At 40.5% G+C, this 17,988-nt stretch carries 19 protein-coding genes and 1 pseudogene; 9 read left to right on the forward strand and 11 right to left on the reverse strand.

Annotation, left to right across the window (positions count from 1 at the left end):
• Nucleotides 1–416: 416 nt before the first annotated feature.
• Nucleotides 417–917 (forward strand): annotated as a pseudogene (locus AB0756_RS26675) (N-acetylmuramoyl-L-alanine amidase); the annotation flags it as partial.
• A 29-nt stretch (nt 918–946) separates the two neighbouring features.
• Here the strand turns inward: AB0756_RS26675 and AB0756_RS26680 are convergent.
• Nucleotides 947–1,198 (reverse strand): potassium-transporting ATPase subunit F, encoded by a 252-nt coding sequence (locus AB0756_RS26680; RefSeq protein WP_038085447.1) that lies wholly within the window; start codon nt 1,196–1,198, stop codon nt 947–949.
• Nucleotides 1,199–1,522: 324 nt separating this feature from the next.
• Entirely contained in the window at nt 1,523–2,425 is a 903-nt protein-coding gene (locus AB0756_RS26685; RefSeq protein ID WP_050045251.1) for a class I SAM-dependent methyltransferase, read from the reverse strand.
• A 190-nt stretch (nt 2,426–2,615) separates the two neighbouring features.
• On the opposite strand from AB0756_RS26685, the gene AB0756_RS26690 reads away from it, so the two are divergent.
• On the forward strand, nt 2,616–4,127 hold the full coding sequence (locus AB0756_RS26690) for a hydroxysqualene dehydroxylase (protein ID WP_038085442.1): 1,512 nt from the start codon (nt 2,616–2,618) through the stop codon (nt 4,125–4,127).
• Between the two features lie 17 nt (nt 4,128–4,144).
• On the opposite strand, the gene AB0756_RS26695 is transcribed toward AB0756_RS26690, so the two are convergent.
• The 4 genes from AB0756_RS26695 to AB0756_RS26710 form a co-directional block, all read right to left on the reverse strand.
• A complete protein-coding gene (locus AB0756_RS26695) occupies nt 4,145–5,116 on the reverse strand; it encodes a threo-3-hydroxy-L-aspartate ammonia-lyase (RefSeq protein WP_038085439.1) in 972 nt (323 codons plus the stop codon).
• A gap of 95 nt (nt 5,117–5,211) precedes the next feature.
• The gene (locus tag AB0756_RS26700) at nt 5,212–6,414 is read right to left on the reverse strand and encodes an AAA family ATPase (protein ID WP_038085438.1); all 1,203 of its coding nucleotides are present in this window, start codon (nt 6,412–6,414) and stop codon (nt 5,212–5,214) included.
• Between the two features lie 374 nt (nt 6,415–6,788).
• Complete coding sequence (locus AB0756_RS26705) at nt 6,789–7,781, reverse strand: RNA ligase (ATP) (RefSeq protein WP_038085435.1); 993 nt, start codon at nt 7,779–7,781, stop codon at nt 6,789–6,791.
• A 660-nt stretch (nt 7,782–8,441) separates the two neighbouring features.
• Nucleotides 8,442–8,849, reverse strand: a complete 408-nt coding sequence (locus AB0756_RS26710; RefSeq protein ID WP_038085433.1) for a hypothetical protein — start codon at nt 8,847–8,849, stop codon at nt 8,442–8,444.
• 231 nt (nt 8,850–9,080) lie between these two features.
• On the opposite strand from AB0756_RS26710, the gene petJ reads away from it, so the two are divergent.
• The 5 genes from petJ (at nt 9,081) to AB0756_RS26735 (ending at nt 12,858) form a co-directional block, all read left to right on the forward strand.
• Nucleotides 9,081–9,419 (forward strand): cytochrome c6 PetJ, encoded by a 339-nt coding sequence (gene petJ / locus AB0756_RS26715; RefSeq protein WP_038085431.1) that lies wholly within the window; start codon nt 9,081–9,083, stop codon nt 9,417–9,419.
• A gap of 237 nt (nt 9,420–9,656) precedes the next feature.
• The gene (locus tag AB0756_RS26720) at nt 9,657–10,523 is read left to right on the forward strand and encodes a tetratricopeptide repeat protein (protein ID WP_137986149.1); all 867 of its coding nucleotides are present in this window, start codon (nt 9,657–9,659) and stop codon (nt 10,521–10,523) included.
• Nucleotides 10,524–10,680: 157 nt separating this feature from the next.
• Entirely contained in the window at nt 10,681–11,487 is an 807-nt protein-coding gene (locus AB0756_RS26725) for a tetratricopeptide repeat protein (RefSeq protein WP_050045253.1), read from the forward strand.
• 348 nt (nt 11,488–11,835) lie between these two features.
• Nucleotides 11,836–12,144: a hypothetical protein gene (locus AB0756_RS26730; RefSeq protein ID WP_038085429.1), complete on the forward strand. Its 309-nt coding sequence runs from the start codon at nt 11,836–11,838 to the stop codon at nt 12,142–12,144.
• Nucleotides 12,145–12,264: 120 nt separating this feature from the next.
• The gene (locus AB0756_RS26735) at nt 12,265–12,858 is read left to right on the forward strand and encodes a DUF4126 domain-containing protein (RefSeq protein ID WP_038085426.1); all 594 of its coding nucleotides are present in this window, start codon (nt 12,265–12,267) and stop codon (nt 12,856–12,858) included.
• Between the two features lie 84 nt (nt 12,859–12,942).
• Here the strand turns inward: AB0756_RS26735 and tsf are convergent, their stop codons facing one another.
• The 3 genes from tsf to AB0756_RS26750 all read right to left on the reverse strand — a co-directional run bounded on the left by tsf (nt 12,943) and on the right by AB0756_RS26750 (nt 14,800).
• Entirely contained in the window at nt 12,943–13,560 is a 618-nt protein-coding gene (gene tsf, locus AB0756_RS26740; protein ID WP_038085475.1) for a translation elongation factor Ts, read from the reverse strand.
• A gap of 71 nt (nt 13,561–13,631) precedes the next feature.
• Complete coding sequence (locus AB0756_RS26745; RefSeq protein ID WP_038085423.1) at nt 13,632–14,054, reverse strand: hypothetical protein; 423 nt, start codon at nt 14,052–14,054, stop codon at nt 13,632–13,634.
• A complete protein-coding gene (locus AB0756_RS26750; RefSeq protein ID WP_050045254.1) occupies nt 14,024–14,800 on the reverse strand; it encodes a hypothetical protein in 777 nt (258 codons plus the stop codon). Before AB0756_RS26750 ends, AB0756_RS26745 begins: the two co-directional genes overlap by 31 nt.
• Before the next feature lie 34 nt (nt 14,801–14,834).
• Between AB0756_RS26750 and AB0756_RS26755 the strand changes: the two genes are divergently transcribed.
• Both AB0756_RS26755 and AB0756_RS26760 read left to right on the forward strand, forming a co-directional pair.
• Nucleotides 14,835–14,957, forward strand: a complete 123-nt coding sequence (locus tag AB0756_RS26755) for a hypothetical protein (protein WP_272899756.1) — start codon at nt 14,835–14,837, stop codon at nt 14,955–14,957.
• A gap of 690 nt (nt 14,958–15,647) precedes the next feature.
• Nucleotides 15,648–16,103, forward strand: coding sequence for a response regulator (locus AB0756_RS26760; RefSeq protein ID WP_038085420.1), 456 nt, complete (start codon nt 15,648–15,650; stop codon nt 16,101–16,103).
• Nucleotides 16,104–16,105: 2 nt separating this feature from the next.
• Here the strand turns inward: AB0756_RS26760 and AB0756_RS26765 are convergent, their stop codons facing one another.
• Nucleotides 16,106–16,549, reverse strand: a complete 444-nt coding sequence (locus AB0756_RS26765) for a DUF2294 domain-containing protein (RefSeq protein ID WP_038085418.1) — start codon at nt 16,547–16,549, stop codon at nt 16,106–16,108.
• 304 nt (nt 16,550–16,853) lie between these two features.
• Nucleotides 16,854–17,978 (reverse strand): ATP-binding response regulator, encoded by a 1,125-nt coding sequence (locus AB0756_RS26770; RefSeq protein WP_038085416.1) that lies wholly within the window; start codon nt 17,976–17,978, stop codon nt 16,854–16,856.
• Between the last annotated feature and the right edge of the window lie 10 nt (nt 17,979–17,988).

Here is a 17,988-nt window from a genome sequence, read left to right on the forward strand (position 1 = left end):
CTGGCAAATACAATTCGCAGCTATACTGGCTAAACGCTCCTACACGGGTTTCAAAATTTTCATCTTTTTATTATTCCACCTAGGCGAGCTTCATTTTTGTAGTAGCTAATTCTATTCCCATTTTTAGTTCATATAATAACAAATTGGTATTTCTCAAATCGCATTTTTACTTTCATCCTTGTTTTCTATTTGTCGGTAAAATTCGGTAAATCTCTCCTAGTTTTTATATAAAAAATAAGTCATCATCCGAAGAGATAAGACTGGCAGAAATCTCAAAAATACTATTTTTTTGATGATTTATTATAGTCTCTTTTTTAGATATATGCCAATATTTTTTGTGCTAAATCTAACTCGATTGTGAAAACTAAAATTGTAATTATAAAGAGAAAGCAAGCTAATTATCTGAGGTCAAGAAAATGAAAATTGCAATTGATATTGGACATAATTGCCCTCCAGATACGGGAGCGAGAGGAATCCAAATTGAAGATAAACTGACTTTAGATGTAGGTACTAAAGTTATATCTAAGTTAAAAGATTTAGGGCATGAAGTTGTATCGTGCAAACCCTCACAAGCTGATACAGTTAGGGAATCACTTGCTAAAAGATGCGAAACAGCAAATAATGCTCAAGCTGATACCTTTGTCTCTATCCATTTTAATGCCTTTAACGGACAAGCCTATGGTACTGAAGTCTATGCCATGAGTGACGCAGGTAGAAAAATTGCCCAGTCTGTATTAAATGAAATTGCCAAACTCGGATTTGTCAATCGTGGAGTTAAAGATGGCAGTCATTTGTATGTTATTAAAAATACTAATATGCCAGCCATTTTAGTAGAGTGCTGTTTTATTGATTCGCAAAAAGACATGAATTTACTCGACACAGACACAATGTCCAGTGCGATCGTTAAAGGGATAACAGCTTAGTTAGGGGTTAGGTAAAAAACTCATTAGAATTTCTCCGGTACAAACATGACGAAAAACAGATAGATAGAAAGCCCTACCGTGACTAGACCTAACAAACCCAAAGCCCAAGCTTGATTTCGAGAAAATGTTTGAGCGGTAGCAGCATACACTATAGGTGCAAGCAAAAGGTTAAAGCACATTGCCAGGAATAAAGACAATGGTAACTTCTGCTTGCGCCATTCATACCAAATTTCGGTTGCCATTTCTATAGGCTGAGCTTTTTGATAAAGTTTCATAGTGTTTGGTTAGTGGTTAGTGGTTCGGCGTGAGGTCTGTGTTGACTTCATCAAACTCATGTTTTATCAAGAAAGGCAGAGGGCAGCTTTGCTGGAGGCATTCGAGAATACTGGCTCCGCTCTCTGCGAGTGACCAAAGGGAACAAGGGTTTAAGACCCCGACTGAACTCCGTTCAGTCGCTACCATTTAGGAGGGGTCTGAATCCCCTTCTAAATGGAACCTTCTGCCCTCTGCCTTCGTACTTCTGCCTTCTTCAATATTGATTGCGGGCAAAATGCCCGCATTATCAAGATATATCGAAATATTGTTAGATTTAGAAGACCTTAACCTAGTTGAGTACTGTAAGCACTGAAACCATAAGCCAAAGTTTCTCTCATAGAAGTCGAAGAAGGTTTAAGGCGCGTGTTAATTGCTTTAGCAAAAGGTACCGGGATACCTTTGATTGTTTCTGGGACAATAGCATACTCTTGTGTGGGTTCTACGGTGTATTGCGAACACTTCGCTTTTAGCCCAGAAGCCGCTAGCATTTCCTGAATTTCCGATGCAGAATATTGTCTGAGATAAACAGGGTTTTTTGCAGGGCTTAAACTTCTAATAAAATTATGAATTTTATGAGATGGACAAGCTTTGTTGTGGAAAGAATGATTGAAAACGAAAATTCCTCCGGGCTTCAGAACGCGAGACATTTCTGCCATCAAGATTCTGATTTGTGCTTCTGGTATATGCATAAATACACAATTAGAGATGATTAAGTCTACAGAATTATCTTCTATAGGTAACAGTTCAGCCGACGCACAAATAATATGGAATTCTGCTCCAGGGAAAAAATCATATTCTTGCTTGCACTTTAGCAAACGTCTCAGTAAAGGTTCTGAAATATCAATACCGTAATATTTCTGACATCGCAAGTTCTTGTCTTTCGATAAAAACAATGGAATCCTACCGTAACCCGAACCAATCTCAAGAATAGAATTCACAGATTTATTCAGAGGAAATTTAGTCCAAGTTCCTCCAGGTCTTCCGGTAAGAAGAGTGTAATCTTTCTTCAGCGCCGATGTTTCCTCTGCTTGTTCAATTTTTTGGGAACCGTAATAGGTTTTACCAATTTTGTCCCATCTTTGTTTGTGCTCTGTATTGTTCAAATCTTCGTAGTCTTTGGGAAAATAAATACCATCCCTAAGTTGAAAGTCACTGAGACTGACTTTAGAATTAACTGATGAATTCATTGTTACGGCTCCTAACCAAGTATCAATATGTTCTTGGTTATACTCTGAAGTAAGATTACCCGCAAGTGTTTTTTTGGCGATTTATTTTGACTTGAAGTTTGTTTCTCAGTATATTCCACTAAAACAATCAAACCCACCGCAAACCGTCTGAAAATTTTATAGTGGATGATAAAGATAAACGGAGGCTGTTATGGCAGAAGTGTCACATGGGAAACGGGTAGTAGTTGTTGGTGCGGGGTGGGCTGGTTTGGGAGCAACTTACCACCTAGCAAAACAAGGGTATGAAGTGACACTTTTAGAGGCTGGTTCTTATCCGGGAGGCTTGGTAGCAGGTTGGAAAACAGCCGCAGGGCGTTCCGTAGAAGCGGGTATTCATGGTTTTTGGTATCCATACAGGAATATCTTTGCCCTAATTGATGAGTTGGGAATCAACCCTTTTACCACATGGACTCGTTCGTCTCAATATTCACCCTTGGGATTGGAAGTGGAATCACCGATTTTTCAAAATCTACCGCGACTCCCAACACCTTTAGGGACTTTCCTCTACACCCAGTTTAAGCGTTTGCCACTTATCGATCGCATTAGCGCCTTACCTTTACTCTACGCCGTGATTGATTTTGATAATTCCGATGAAGCATGGCGGCGTTATGACTTTGTTACAGCCCGCGAATTATTCAAAGATTTTGGCGTTTCTGCAAGGCTTTACCGCGAATCTTTTGAACCCATGTTACTAGTAGGCTTGTTTGCACCAGGAGAACAATGTTCGGCTGCAGCAACGATAGGAATGCTTTACTATTTCATCCTGGCACATCAACCAGATTTTGATGTCGTTTGGTGTCGGGGAACTGTAGGCGAAAAAATCTTTCGTCCTTGGGTAGAACGCATTGAAAAAGCTGGTGCAAAGGTGCTAGCAAACCGTCGCGTCACCGATGTAATAGTGAATAGTGAGAATCGGGTGACAGGGGTTGTTTGTTCTGATGAAGTCTTTGAGACTGATGCAGTCATTTTTGCTGTTGGTATTACGGGTATGAAAAAGATTCTTGCTAACAGCCCAAGCTTGCAAAGTCGAGAAGAATTCCGCAATGTGGGTAATTTAGGAGCAATTGATGTTTTGGCAACTCGGCTATGGTTTGACCGCAAAATTGATATTAAGCGTCCTTCTAATGCTTGCTTTGGATTTGATGCAACCACGGGCTGGACATTTTTTGATTTAAACGCATTGCATGACGAGTATCGCAATGAGCCGGGAACCGTTGTTGAAGTTGATTTTTATCACGCCAATCAGTTTTTATCTTTGGAGAATGAGGAAATCGTACAGATAGTGCAGCGTTATTTAACTAGTTGCGTACCAGCATTTGGGGAAGCAAAAGTTATCGATCGCAGTGTAATTCGTTTACCACAGGCGGTTTCTCACTTTGCTCCTGGTAGTTATCGCTATATGTTACCAGCAAGGACAAGTTTTAAAAACGTGTTTGTGAGCGGTGACTGGATTGCAAACCGTCATGGTTCGTGGTCTCAGGAAAAGGCTTACGTGACGGGATTGGAAGCTGCAAATTTGGTGGTTTCCTATTTGGGAGAAGGTTTTCCAGCACAAATTATACCCGTGGAAGTCGATGAAACTCACATCCAACTGGCAAGAATCGCCAACAGAACAGCACGTCAAATTGGTAAATCGATCTTGCCAGAGTTTTGGCTACCTTAACAGCGATCGCTAACCATTCACGATCGAGTGGTAAGCACTGGCAATTTTGCCAAATCGACATTACCACCCGTAATAATCACACCAACCCTAGCCCCTGGTGCTTTCACAACACCTTCTAACAAAGCAGCAGCCGCTAGGGCTCCTGTGGGTTCAACAACAATTTTAAGGCGTTCCCATAAAAAGAACATGGTGCGAATAATAGCTTCCTCAGATACGGTAACCATATCATCAACGTAATGCAATACTAGCGGGAAAGTCAGTTGACCTAAATAAGGAGTCCGCGCACCGTCAGCAATGGTATCGGGATTGTCTGCTGTTTGCAAAGTTTTGGTGTGAAAGGAACGTGTTGCATCGTCAGCAAGGGCTGGTTCTACTCCAATCACCCGACAGTTGGGTAAAGCTGCTTTGGTTGCAATGGCGGAACCTGAGAGTATACCACCACCACCGCAACCTACTAACAGTAAGTCCAATTCACCAACTTCTTCAATAAGTTCTTTGGCTGCTGTACCCTGTCCCGCCACAATATGAGGATGGTCGTAAGGAGGAATGAGTGTCAACGCCTTTTCTTTTAATAAATTGTGGGCTAATTCTTCCCTGTTGGTTTGTTTGCGATCGTACAAAATTACCTCAGCACCATAATCGCGAGTTGCAGCTAATTTCACACTGGGGGCGTCATCGGGCATGGCAACTGTGGTAGGAATTTTAAGGAGTTGTCCGGCAAGGGCTATTCCTTGGGCGTGATTTCCAGATGAGAATGTCAGTACGCCTTTTTGTTTCTGTTCTTCTGATAATTGTGATAGTGCGTTGTAAGCACCTCTAAACTTAAACGAGCCAGTGCGTTGAAAATTTTCGCATTTAAAGAATACCTGAGAGTGCGTGCGATCGCTAACTGTTCTTGAAGTTAGAACGGGAGTGCGGTGAGCAACCCCAGCTAACCGTTTGGCTGCAGTTTCTACATCAGTAATGGAGACAGCGAGATGCTCTGACATTTGACCTGTCCTTCATTGACTTGACATCATCATTGAATTGGATGTAAGTGCTTACTTCCAACTTGTGTGGTAACTGGTAATTTTGCCAATAGCCTCTAAACAAATTTCTGAATAAACTCATACATTAAATCGACTCTACCCTTTCGTAACATGGCAGGATCTAGTCTTTCTGTTGTATTGCAAGTCATGATAATAACCAACTGTTGCTGTATTTGAATTCCTGAATCTTCTATCACGCTTTGATATAAAGTGCCATCTAGCAAACTCAAAATATGTTCTGTTTTATTACTGTATTGGGCAACTTCACTTGCACGGTCTTGCGCCAAATTATCGGCTTCATTAATGATAATACAAATTTTTTCTAAGTACGTTGGCGGAACAAAGTTGGCGATCGCATCGTGATCCAAAATGAAAATGACATACCCTAAAGGCATCAAAATTTCTTTTGCGACTGCTTGTGTCCAAGCTGTTTTTCCCGTTCCCGGTTCTCCATGTACCAAAACAGCAAGCTGATTTTGGTTGAGAATTGCTTGCTGTACTGTATCGGTAAAGCTTTGAATATCATTGGGAAAGGTGCGAATGGGAAATTGACTGTGAACCTTACCAACACGGCTTTGATACCCACTGAGCATGACTGCCAAATCGTAAGTTGCTTTATTAATCAGAGGTGCTAAATTTTTTGCCATGATAGTATATTGCCGTCTGCCGCGATCGTAAGCATCAATCTGCAACCAAACATCATGCTTGCTCCAGTACGCATACACAGTGTTAACAACGTCCAATCGTTCCCAATTGACAAACTTTTCTATAGGAAAATAAAAGTCTCTTTCTAAATAATGCTGCGTAATAATATCAGGACATTCCAATAATTTTAAAACCCGCAATACAGTAATTTCTTGAAGGCGATTCAAAACGTAATCAATCGGTATGCTATTGCGACTGACAAAATGGACAATAGGTGTTTCGGTACTGAGGACATCTTTATAACGATGATCTGGCGTGAGGGGGTCAGGTGTAATATAGTTCCAAAATTTTTCTACCTCATAACGCGTGTTGTCAGAAACCACATTTAATAAATTAGCCCACCAAGTGTAATTATTTCTTCCTAAAACCTCAGTAACACTACTTGCTAAGTTCAAACTTTTTTGAGTCAGTTCTTTCGTATCGTTATAGAAGAGATGCCAAACAAACTCCCAGTCCAACTCTCGATGAAATGGTCGCCAGCCACTTTCCAGTAAACTTTGACGATTGCTATTAATGGGAGCGCCTTCACTGTGTCTGTAGTAATCAAAGTCCATGATTTTTAATGGTGCAGCAGTGTTAATATGATGTCTTTTTTTATGTGAGATATTGGTAGGAGCGATTGTTATGGATGTTTGGCTTCTCGTGTACAAACTTGCATGGCGTTATTTTTACCTCATAACCCTGTAACATTGTATCCATATTTAACACTACTTGCACCAGTCATACTTAAGATTTAAGTAAATTTTCTTTATTAAGATGGGGTAGGTTGGGTTTTGTTCCTCAACCCAACCAAATAATATATTTGTTGGTTTTGCCGTTACGTCTAAATAATGATATGCGTAATTTTTACGGAAAAACCTAACCTGATGGAATATTTGTTGGGTTTCGCTGTCGCTCAAACCAACCTACCATTTTTCTTTGATCCTTATTAATGTAATTCTGTTCCTTCATTGCGAAGTAAATATCTGTCGCTAATTAATTTCAGAACAACCCTACCTACTTCAGGATGGTGTCTTTCAACGGTAGGTTGCACAACAACACCTTCCATTATAGAGTCTGTGCTGAGTGTGCTATTGGCGTTGTTAAATTGTGACACAGCGTCCCAACTATAAGGACCTTGATAAAGTACGGGTACTCTTGGTAAGGAAAATTCTTCACAAAAAGCAACAAAATCGGTGTGATTGAGAAACTGTTTATCCTGACGGACAGCAAATAAAGCCAGCCCTATTTTGCCATTTGGTAAACCGTATTTAATATCTTGGACACCATAGATTTCTCCAAAAACTTGCGTGAGAGGAGGAAGTTTGTGTAAAACAATATTCTCGTGGTAAGCACGAACATAAACTAGATTTTTATTCACCTCATTATTTTTCCAAAAGTAGTTATGGCTGCCAATATGAGTATTGCCATCAGCATCTACTAATACTGTGAAGTTAGTTCCGTGTAGCTTTTCTGTGATGACGACTTCCTCGCCTTCTATCAATACGTCTTTGTAGCGCTTGAGATTTTCGGGGCTGGGAAATTTATAATGCCCGATATGACTTTCCATTTCTCCACTCATTCCTTTAGGAACTGGATATTCATATTTAGTTACACCGAAATATTCAGTATAGTCATCCCCAGGATTTCCTGTAAAATTCTCCCCTACAGGAATGAGCAAGCCTTCAGAAAAAATGCCCCGCAGTTTAGCAGCACGAAGTTTTTTGGAGTAATAAGGACGAATTCCAAATTTATCGAGATAGTCTTCTGGAATAACACTATCAATAGGAAAATAAAATGCAAAATCTTTAGGTTGAAAGTTTCCTTTGGCGCTGATAACTTGATATGCCATTCCTTCCAAATTTATAATGTCCAATCTATCAGCGTTGGGGTGAGGATCTACACTCTTGATTTCTACAACCTCAACTTTAAATGTGCTCATAACTTACCTCCTCTACACAAGTTACATATTTTGAAATAGTTTTTTCTAGAACACGACAAAATCTCACTGTGAATTATCGACAGCTTTCAATCAGGATGAAAGATAAAGGATTAAGGATAAAAAATCGGGTGTTGCGTAATTGCGGGGTGTTTTTGAATTGTTGTAAACGAAAAAATCTAACTTCTTCGCGCACTTCGTGTCTGTGCCTCCTTCGTCGGCACGCTTCGAGAACGCGGTTCAAGGATTCATCCCTATTTTATGCAACGCCAATAATCGTAGATAGATAAAAGTTACTCAATTTATGAATAGGACTCCAATACTTTAGTTAAGCGAGCGTAAAGTGGCACAAGCCATCATTCGCCTAGCGTGTTTAGATTATGCAGTACAATCCTTTTATAATACACATACTACACAATGTCAAGCAGCGCTTTTTTCACCACCACTTACGCCCACTCGCTTTCCACTTTGCCATCAAATTTCGCCTTCACGCTTTTGCTTCTCTTTCGTCTAACTCCTAAAAAAACAAGCGAACCGGGAGAAATAAATTTCAGGTTAAAAAAATAAAGTTAGTATAAGAATTTTCGGAAAATTGACAGTGTTTTTAAGATCGAGTTAAATGAGTCCGTTTAGTGATGCCCTTTGCAAAGCGATCGCACTTTATTACACAGATCGCTCTTTTTGAATTCGCTCTTCAATATCTTCCAGAGTTTGTAACACCAACCGTTTGGCTTGCAGCCTCCAGCCCCACTTTTGCACGCGGATGGCGATCGCCGTACCAATTACAGTAGCAAGCAAGTCCAAAGGTTGCATAAAAGAAATTCCTAGCAACAAACCCAGACCGGCAATTCCCCAAAAAGGTAGCGCCACTGCTTGACGCTGCGTTTCCACAAGTTGAGAGATCGGATCGGAGGGCATTTCAGCAAGCAGTACTTTTTTGACTTCTTGTTGTTCTTTTGCGGAAACAGAAAGACCAATCTTCTGCCGAAGTTTTTCTATTTTACGAGCATCGGTACTGTACTGTGTCAGTTCGTCCTCTGCCATGAGAATTAGGCGTTCATACTGTCCCATGAATTGTTAAGTATCTTTAAAGAATGCAGTTAAAGTTCCCTCATCACAAATTTTAAACCAAATAGACGTTTTAAATGCATTGTAAAAAGGTGGCATTGCAATAACTTGTTATTGCAATAAAAGCGCAACAGCAAGCCAACTTTGACAGATTGTCTTTTGACGCCACAAAGCAAGAGCCAGAGAATTATGAAGGATTTTCTAGAATGAGTCTTGTTGTAGAGGAGACAAAGGATGAAAAAAGTTATTTCAGTGCTGTTGTTGGCTATAGCAATATTAACTTTTGCTTTTAACCGTCCTGCTTTGGCATCTGACGCCGTGAAAGGAGCCAAAATTTTTAACGCCAATTGTGCCTCTTGTCATGCAGGTGGTAAGAACTTAGTTCAAGCTCAGAAAAGCCTGAAGAAAGATGCCCTAGACAAGTATGCAATGAACTCATCTGAAGCCATCATTGCTCAAGTCACAAATGGTAAAAATGCAATGCCTGCCTTTAAAGGTCGTTTACAACCCCAGCAAATAGAAGATGTAGCAGCATATGTGCTAGACGAAGCTAATAATAAGGACTGGAAATAGAGTTTCAGTCGCGATCGCGGACTGTATGCACTAGCACGTATAAATATCGATCGGGGGGATTGGGCATTGGGTTTTTCCCTGACTCCTAACCCCTGACCTTGTAATTTATGTGAGCCATCGCCTGTGAATCACTTCAATCAATGCTTTCGATTCATACTCAATTTCAGTATTGCTGTTGGATTTGTCTGTTTTTTTCTCACCTTACCTGCATACCCATCACCCGCCCCTAATATCCAAATGACAGCAGGCGACTTTTTTAAGTTAGGTGTAGAAAAGATGCTCGATAGCAATTACCGCCTAGCTGTTAAAGATTTTACAGAGGCTATTCAACTGAGAAGTCATTTTACGGCTGCTTATAGCAATCGATGTCTTGCCAATCTTCAGTTAGGAGATTATCAGAATGCCATTGCAGATTGCGATCGCGCCATAGAGTTTGCCCCTAACAATGCCGAGCCATATCTAAATCGGGGATTAGCACGCTACAGACTCGGACATTACCAAGCAGCGATCGCTGACAACGATCGAGCGATCGCACTTCAACCCAACAATTTTAAGGCTTACTACAACCGAGGAGTCGCCAGCGCTATGTTGGGGAATTACCAACAAGCAATATCTGATTACAATCTGGCGTTAACTCAGATTCCTCAGACATCCAATCTACTTCTAGCAGAAATCTATAACGAGCGCGGACTAGCTCATTTTCAGTTGCTAAACTTACAAACCGCTTTGCTCGACTTCTCAACAGCACTTCGTCTCGATCCCAACAACTACAGAGCTTACTACAATCGAGGTTGCGTTTGTGGGCGAAGTGGGGATAACAAGAGTGCGATTGCGGATTTTACAGCATCGCTCAAACTACAGCCAAACAATGCCAGTGCTCATTTCAACCGAGGTGTAGCCTATGACTTGCTAGGTTACAAACAAGCAGCAATTACAGACTTACAAAAGGCAGCCGATAACTTTGCTTTCCATCAAGAAACCGCAGCGCACAGAAAAACTTTGGATTTTCTTCAAAATATACGGCGACAACTTCCATTTTTGTCAGAAATAGCTCTTGTCGCAAAAAAAAGTCTCTTCACGCTATGTACTCCCTCTATAATTTAGAAGCTATGGGACATGGGTTACGTGTTTTTACATTTTTAATCGAGGAAACGTGTCAAGAGAAAACAAAAGACTGAAGTGATTATTTTGCAGTGGAATTGGGCATCCTAAGTTGAAAGGAATTGACTTCCTGTATAATCACACAACTATATATAAAGTTATGAGATTAACTTCAACTTCCATTGCAGTTCTGGGTGCGATCGCTGTTCTAGTAAATGTTCCTCAAGTTTATGCTCAAACACCAGCACCAATAGAAAGCCCTCAAAGTAATGCCAGTGATTTGCTCAATCAAGGACTGGAAAAATCTAATGCAGGAGACTTGCAAGGAGCATTGGCAGATTATACCCAAGCAATTCGCCTGAATCCCCGCTATTCACTGGCATACTACAATAGAGCGATAACGTATTACGACTTAGGCAATAAAGAAGCAGCGCTTGCTGACTACAATAAGGCAATTCAAATCAACGAAAGCTGGGGTAAAGGAGCGATTGTTGACGCGTATATTAACCGAGGACAATTACGGGATGAGATGGGTAATTATAAAGGAGCAGTAGCAGATTATAACCAAGCCATCCGTATAAATCCTCAAGACTCTGAAGTTTACTACAACAGAGGCATTGTCCAGCAAAATATGGGTGATAAAAAAGCAGCTATTGCTGATTATACAAAGGCAATTCAAGTCAATAACTGGACAGATAAAGGACCTTATTCTGCTTATCTGAATCGAGGAAATGTCAAATTGCAAATGCACGATCGCCAAGGAGCGATAGAGGATTACAACCAAGCGATCGCGCTCAAAACAGACTATGCTCTGGCTTATAAAAACCGGGGAATTCTTTACCTAAATACAAAGAAGACAAAACAAGGAATCCAAGATTTACAAAAAGCAGCAGAATTGTTTCAGCAGCAGGGTCATCAAAATAGATATGACCAAATTGTTCAAATCCTCAAAGAAGTTCAGAGGTAATGCCATTTTGGCTTGAAAAAGCCTTATATGGCTGAATTTTACTCAACTGTCTGTCACCTTCTTTTTTCAAATTGGTATAATTTTTCAATAGAGGTGCTTGGTAAACAACTTTGTCGGGCTTTTGTAGGGCGAGCAGTGCCTATCGTTCAGTATTGGCGAGCACTGCCTACCCCAAGCAAAACTTTGTGATTTATTGAATGTAGACGACTGAATAGCTCACCCATTTGTAGGAGGGCAGCCAAAAGTGTTTTGGTTTATCTTAGTAGTTATAAACCCAACACAAGAGGGTTTATAACCTGTTCCTACCACATGGCAGTTATAGCGTGACAACTGCTGCCTTTTCATTTTATGAAAACCAAAGCTTTATTATACTTAGTGCCTTTTGTACTCGTTGGACAAACCTCTGCTTATGCTGTCCAAGTCAACCCTCCTCTAACGTCAACAGAAATTCAACGTTTCTCTCGCGATCTAGTTCCCTTTAACTCTCAAGACTTTTTTAATAAAGGACAGGATTTGATAGAGAGAGAAATTCAAATTCTCAGACAAAGACAAAGTTCTCCAAATGAGCCTGTTCTTAAAGTAAATCCGCAACCTCAGGTAGAAGAAAAACTAACACCTCGTAAAAACAGTCCCGATCCTTCGTCGCCTAAGGAATAGCCATCATTCTTGATTGACAACTCTTTTGTCAGATGCCTTTGTTATAAATTTTTTCTAAATTACTAAGTAATATTGGACATTTAAACCCGTTCGCGAGATCGGGCATGAAGTCGTAACCCTATGGATACATTATTAAGTATAGGTATAGGTATTGCTCTCAGTGCAGCCTGTGGCTTTCGCATTTTTGTACCACCTCTTGTCATGAGTATCGCTGCCATCTACGGGCATTTACCACTTTCACCAGATTTTAGCTGGATTGGAACATATCCGGCACTCATAGCCTTTGCTGTAGCCACTTGTATTGAGGTTGCAGCTTATTACATTCCTTGGGTCGATCATGCTTTGGATGTCGTCTCCACACCTACTGCGATCGCGGTAGGAACTTTTATCACTAAAGCTTTGGTTCACGATACCACGACTCCTTTATTAGAATGGACAGTCGCCGTTCTTGCTGGTGGTGGTGCTGCAGGAATTATCCAAACTTTCATGGGGATGACTCGTTTGTCTTCAACAGCACTCACCGGAGGTTTCGGTAACGGTGTTATTTCCACCATAGAGGCTGTGGGTGCGATCGTTCTCTCAGCCCTAGCAATCTTTGTTCCTCTTTTGGCTATAGCTCTAGTTGTCGTGTTACTCATTTTGATGGTAAGTAAAGGTTTGCAACTTCTAGCAACGAGACGACAACTTTTTCAGCGATCGCCACAAAATGAGTGACAACAGCTTTAGCACCACTACGAACAAATTAAAAAAACAGCAGCGATTGCTACTGTTTTTCCGACTTTATGCTAAAAGCCTTGTTTATTCATCCACCTGAATACCTTCACCTAAAACAAAGCGGACAAAGCGCCGAACTTGGATATTTTCACCCAGTAAGGCTATATGCTGCTTGATGACATTTTCTACAGTGTTACTTGAATCCCGAAGGAAAGGTTGATCCATCAAAGACATTTCTTTGAGGCGTTTTTCAATCCTTCCTTGAACTATTTTTTCTTTGACTGCTTCGGGCTTGTTAGCTATGTCATCTCGTCCCATTTCAATTTCTTTTTCCCTAGTTACGACTTCCAGTGGAATGTCAGCTACCTTAACATACTCTATATTTTGATAAGCAGCAATTTGCATGGCTAAGTCTCGAACTAGGGTTTGAAACTTCTCGTTACGAGCTACAAAGTCAGTTTCGCAGTTGACTTCTATCAGCACACCGACTCGACTACCATTATGGATGTAACTCTCTACAAGCCCTTCCGCAGATACGCGATTTGCGATCGCGATCGCTTTAGCTAAACCTTTTTTCCGCAGCCATTCTTCAGCTTTAATAAGGTCGCTATTATTTTCTTGCAATGCCTTTTTGCAATCCATAATCCCAACACTAGTTTTTTGACGTAGTTGTTGAACGAGTTTTGTGCTGATTTGCGTCATAAAACCTCAACTCATATCATGTGTATAACGGTTTGTAGTTGTGTGAAATCCAGAAATTTTCAATGTCCAACTCAAGGCTTTAAATCAGGTGCAACCCAAGTATTACGAGCCTCCCAAGACATTAGTAAATCTCGAGTGTAATATTGAAACGGTAAGTGCCGATCTTGGTAATAATCGACGAATTCATTGACCAGTTGCAACAAAGAATCTTGAGTCCGAGCACTCAAAAGGTACTGACTCCCTCTCTGAATCCAGAATAGGGTCAATGTTTCGTGATACCCACCATCTTTGGTGGTCTCGATCTTCATGGCAAAGTTGTATTTCTTAATACCCTCACGAATGAGCTCTATTGCTTCTTTTACCTCGTATTGAGTGAGATACCACAGGGCAACAGTTAAGTGTGCAGCATGAGTCCACTGACATCGAGGCAAAGTACAATCCTCAAAGGAAGTGATTAAGTTGTTTATTTCTTCGGTCGTTTGATACTTTCCCATGCTATCGATCGCGCTCTTTTCTCAAGCAAGTGCTTGATATGCTTGATTTCCTTTTTATTACACTGTTGTTTGCCGAGCGCGTAGATTTCCCTGCCATATTTTTTACAAGCATCCCAACGATAAAGATTTAACTGAAGTAAAACGTCGGTTGCTAAATAATTTCCCGGCATACTGGGAAAATCAGCAAACACAACCAAGTACCAGATATCGTTAATTTTGCGATACTGATGGTAGTTATTTACAACAACGACATCATCTGGCTTTTTGGTCGGTGTGTTTGGTATTGGCTCAACGAGACAGAGAAGCCCAGTATCTGGGTGAACATATAAATACTGTCTCCACCGATACCCACTGTATTTGCCTAGTGGTTGGGATTGGTTACTTTTTTTATAAGGAATCCCATCGATTATAATGACATCCCGTTCCACGAAACCCCACACGTGAAAGAGTATGTGTTGCCCGGACAACGTTGTTATGTCAAGGTGCAAGCATAGTTCTCCATACACCTCATTCCAAGGCTTTCCCACTTTAGAACGCAACCAACGGTAAAGGGGTCCGAGATGATCTGAAAAGCTCTTTGTGCGATGTCTTGGTTTAATTAAGTACGGGCTGAGCAACCCATCTTCCCCAGCTTCGTCTGTAATTTTTTGTAGGGTTTTCTTGTATCCCGTGCATTTTCTTAAACTTATCCTCATTCCATGGCGAGGACGTTCAATTACAATCTCGCCCAAACGATGTTCGCTCATAACTTGAGTCTGTTCGCAAATAGGTATTTGTTTGATGGCTTTGAAATTTAACTGGCAAGAATTTTTGTATGAATCGTCTTTGACACCTAACAAACATTGGGATCGCCTCAAGCAATATATAAGAGAACTGCAAAAAATAAATTATCCCATTGTGTAGGATGAGAGCTTCCGTCCTTTATGGATAAACGAACAAAGAAAATAGACTTAAAACATTCTTTATTTTTTGTTATTTATATACTACACGTATACTACAAAAAAGTCAAGGGTTGCAAAAGTTTTTCATACTCTAGTTAGAAGTATTCCTGTATTTGATGTCCATAAGGTGTCTTCAGTGTCCAAATAATAGTTATTTTTCAAAAACCCCTGAAATTTTCCATCAGATTAACGCATTTATACTTATATAAATTCATTTTTGTGAGAAGAACTGCAACAAAATGTTTAAGTATAATTTATTACTCATAAAATATGTTTGTAAAGTTTTGTTGTTATACAAAGGCTAATTCAGCCAATTTGATATGTATTGGCTCTGTATAACAAAATGCAAAGAAATCAGCCACTTTGATGATACTACGTTAAATAATGCTTAAATATATTAAGTACTTATGAGTTTTTTGATAAAATTTCTAGCTACTTTGCATATAATTAATGAGTAAGCATCTTGCTCTGCTAGCCTAGGAGAATTCTCAAAAGCTGAATCTCGTTATCTGAGCGAGCAAGAACAATCAACTTGTAAGGTTGAGAGACGAGCCAGTCTGGAGAGAGCGCTATCAATCAACCGCTCGCGGAATGCCTCGTTTGTTCTCTCAAGACAAACGATGTATGCACAGCAAAAACTTCTGGAGAAGCAATGGAACTGGCACACGCATTTATGAGCGACAACAAGCGGCACAATATTCAGCCACCCCTAATTTTAGCAGTAGAGGACAATGATGATAATTTACTGCTGTTAAGTTACGCGCTCGATTCGCTTGGCTGTAGGCTGATTTGTCAAAAAGATAGTTCAACGACAGTACTCGTTGCCAAAGAATACCAACCCGATCTGATATTGTTGGATATCCTGTTACCAGGAAAAAGCGGTATTGATGTGGTGCGTTCTCTGAGGCAAGAACCGCTTACCAGGCACATTACAGCTATTGCAATCACTGCTTTAGCTAGCACGGAGGATAGAGAACGCATTTTGATGTCAGGATTTGACGACTATATCAGTAAGCCTTACATGATCGAAGATTTAGAAGATATGGTTCGGTCTTATTTAAAGAGAAAATTAAATGTTGGTTCGGCATTTGATTTCTGCCAGGAATAATTTTACAGTGCTGTTTTCTCTGGGTTGTTTCCACTCCCAGATGAAGGTTTACGCCTAATTTTAGAAGTTGGAGTGGGAGGAGTGCGAACTTCTGGAGCATTTGTCAGAAGGGCAATAATTCCAGTGCGACCCGTGGCTAGTGTTGCATCGCTTAATAGCTCAATAACAGAAACATTTAAAGTCTCTTCTATAAGTGCCTTAAGTTGTGGTTGAATTGCATCATCTAAGTCCGAGTGAACTTGCTCGGCGAGTTCTACTCGACCTGATTGAGCAAGTAGTTGTTCTGGTTGGGTGATAGAACCTTCCAAAACAAGGACTACATTATGCTCTGATAATTGACAAGTGATTTTACTGGGTTGATGTCCCAATCGCTCTCGATATAGAGCTTGAATGCGCTGTGTTAATGTTCTTTCTACCTGACCGCGAGTTGGTGTTGATGGAGTCATGCGTTTTATTCCTAGATATTTAGATCGCTATGGAAAAGTCAGAAAGTAAGAATTAGTGATTGTGAGTTGGGAATTCTAGATTCCCCACTCATAATTCTTCATTCTTGGCTTTTTGAGTTCTCATTAGCGATGTAATTTTTCATGTATTGTAATCAGCTAAGATTCATGAACCATTATTTGCATTGTAATGAGAGACGTTGTTTAAAATCACCATCCGAACGCAGTATTTTATATGACGGGCTACAATCGCTTGGTATAGAAGGGAAAACCCGACAGTGACTGAGAATACTATCATTTTTGCTTTTTAACTTTGCTTTGGCAAGCATACTGTAAATACACTGCCTTTACCAAGTTCGGAAGACACTTGAATTTTTCCTTTGTGGGACTCAATAATACGTTGCGAGAGATGCAGCCCCAACCCACTACCTGCACGTTTGTGTTTTCCTTGTCGAAAACGTTCAAACAGAAAGGCTTGATCTTCGGGTGCTATACCGTATCCAGTATCTTTGACATCAATGACAACCCAAGCTTTATCTTTTTGGCTCGTCGGTGTTTCAGAAATACGAATGTCGATTCCTCCTGTATCGGTAAACTTGATAGCATTCCCTATGAGGTTGCTGACGACTCGCCTTAACTCGAGTTTGTCGCCCATAACTGTACCAGCACTATCCCCTATTTCTTTCAAGGATTTGGTATCGACAGATACAGTTAAACCCTTCTCTAGTGCCAAAGGACTCAGTTCTTGAGCAACTTCTTCTACAATCTGCTGCATATTACAGCTATCAAGTTGCATGGTTTTTTTACCTGCTTCAAAGCGGTACACTTCAAGCAAGTTATTTACCATTTCTAGTAAATTTTGATTGCTGCGAATCATGGCGGCGATCGCCTCTTTCATTTCTGGCGAAATTTTGCAGAACGTTTCCTGTTCAAACAAATTCAGCATCCGATCTGCTGCAACTAGGGGGGTTCGCAAATCGTGGGTGAGACGAGACACAAAGTCTTCCCGCATTTTTGCCATTTTTTGTTGCTCGTCAATGCTGTGCTTGAGACGCAGTAGCGATCGCACTCTCGCAAGCAGTTCGTCTTGGTCAAATGGTTTGCGGATAAAATCATCTGCTCCCGCATCCAAACCTTCCACAACACTCACTTCAATATGTGCTGTTAACAGCAGGATGGGGATGTATTGTATTTCGGGATGTTTGCGGATGTGACGCGTGACCTCATATCCATCCATTCCTGGCATCATCACATCCAATAGAATTATGTCTGGAGGAGATTTGAGAATTTGCTTTAAAGCACTCGCTCCATCTGATATTAAGTCCACCTCATATCCTTCTACTTCCAACATGGTTTGAAGTAAGATGAGGTTATCAATAGTATCATCGACAGCAAGAATTCGATCTACTTTAGAAGTTTCGCCAGACATCATAAATTTATCG

Source organism: Tolypothrix campylonemoides VB511288_2 (assembly GCF_045999855.1).
Taxonomy (GTDB): Bacteria; Cyanobacteriota; Cyanobacteriia; order Cyanobacteriales; family Nostocaceae; genus Scytonema; species Scytonema bouteillei_A.

Bases quoted from the DNA above. Each gene is read 5' to 3' on its own strand.
- AB0756_RS26680 (WP_038085447.1), bottom strand. From the start codon at position 1,198: ATGAAACTTTATCAAAAAGCTCAGCCTATAGAAATGGCAACCGAAATT.
- AB0756_RS26685 (WP_050045251.1), bottom strand. From the start codon at position 2,425: ATGAATTCATCAGTTAATTCTAAAGTCAGTCTCAGTGACTTTCAACTT.
- AB0756_RS26690 (WP_038085442.1), top strand. From the start codon at position 2,616: ATGGCAGAAGTGTCACATGGGAAACGGGTAGTAGTTGTTGGTGCGGGG.
- AB0756_RS26695 (WP_038085439.1), bottom strand. From the start codon at position 5,116: ATGTCAGAGCATCTCGCTGTCTCCATTACTGATGTAGAAACTGCAGCC.
- AB0756_RS26700 (WP_038085438.1), bottom strand. From the start codon at position 6,414: ATGGACTTTGATTACTACAGACACAGTGAAGGCGCTCCCATTAATAGC.
- AB0756_RS26705 (WP_038085435.1), bottom strand. From the start codon at position 7,781: ATGAGCACATTTAAAGTTGAGGTTGTAGAAATCAAGAGTGTAGATCCT.
- AB0756_RS26710 (WP_038085433.1), bottom strand. From the start codon at position 8,849: ATGGGACAGTATGAACGCCTAATTCTCATGGCAGAGGACGAACTGACA.
- petJ (WP_038085431.1), top strand. From the start codon at position 9,081: ATGAAAAAAGTTATTTCAGTGCTGTTGTTGGCTATAGCAATATTAACT.
- AB0756_RS26720 (WP_137986149.1), top strand. From the start codon at position 9,657: ATGACAGCAGGCGACTTTTTTAAGTTAGGTGTAGAAAAGATGCTCGAT.
- AB0756_RS26725 (WP_050045253.1), top strand. From the start codon at position 10,681: ATGAGATTAACTTCAACTTCCATTGCAGTTCTGGGTGCGATCGCTGTT.
- AB0756_RS26730 (WP_038085429.1), top strand. From the start codon at position 11,836: ATGAAAACCAAAGCTTTATTATACTTAGTGCCTTTTGTACTCGTTGGA.
- AB0756_RS26735 (WP_038085426.1), top strand. From the start codon at position 12,265: ATGGATACATTATTAAGTATAGGTATAGGTATTGCTCTCAGTGCAGCC.
- tsf (WP_038085475.1), bottom strand. From the start codon at position 13,560: ATGACGCAAATCAGCACAAAACTCGTTCAACAACTACGTCAAAAAACT.
- AB0756_RS26745 (WP_038085423.1), bottom strand. From the start codon at position 14,054: ATGGGAAAGTATCAAACGACCGAAGAAATAAACAACTTAATCACTTCC.
- AB0756_RS26750 (WP_050045254.1), bottom strand. From the start codon at position 14,800: ATGAGCGAACATCGTTTGGGCGAGATTGTAATTGAACGTCCTCGCCAT.
- AB0756_RS26755 (WP_272899756.1), top strand. From the start codon at position 14,835: ATGGCTTTGAAATTTAACTGGCAAGAATTTTTGTATGAATCGTCTTTG.
- AB0756_RS26760 (WP_038085420.1), top strand. From the start codon at position 15,648: ATGGAACTGGCACACGCATTTATGAGCGACAACAAGCGGCACAATATT.
- AB0756_RS26765 (WP_038085418.1), bottom strand. From the start codon at position 16,549: ATGACTCCATCAACACCAACTCGCGGTCAGGTAGAAAGAACATTAACA.
- AB0756_RS26770 (WP_038085416.1), bottom strand. From the start codon at position 17,978: ATGATGTCTGGCGAAACTTCTAAAGTAGATCGAATTCTTGCTGTCGAT.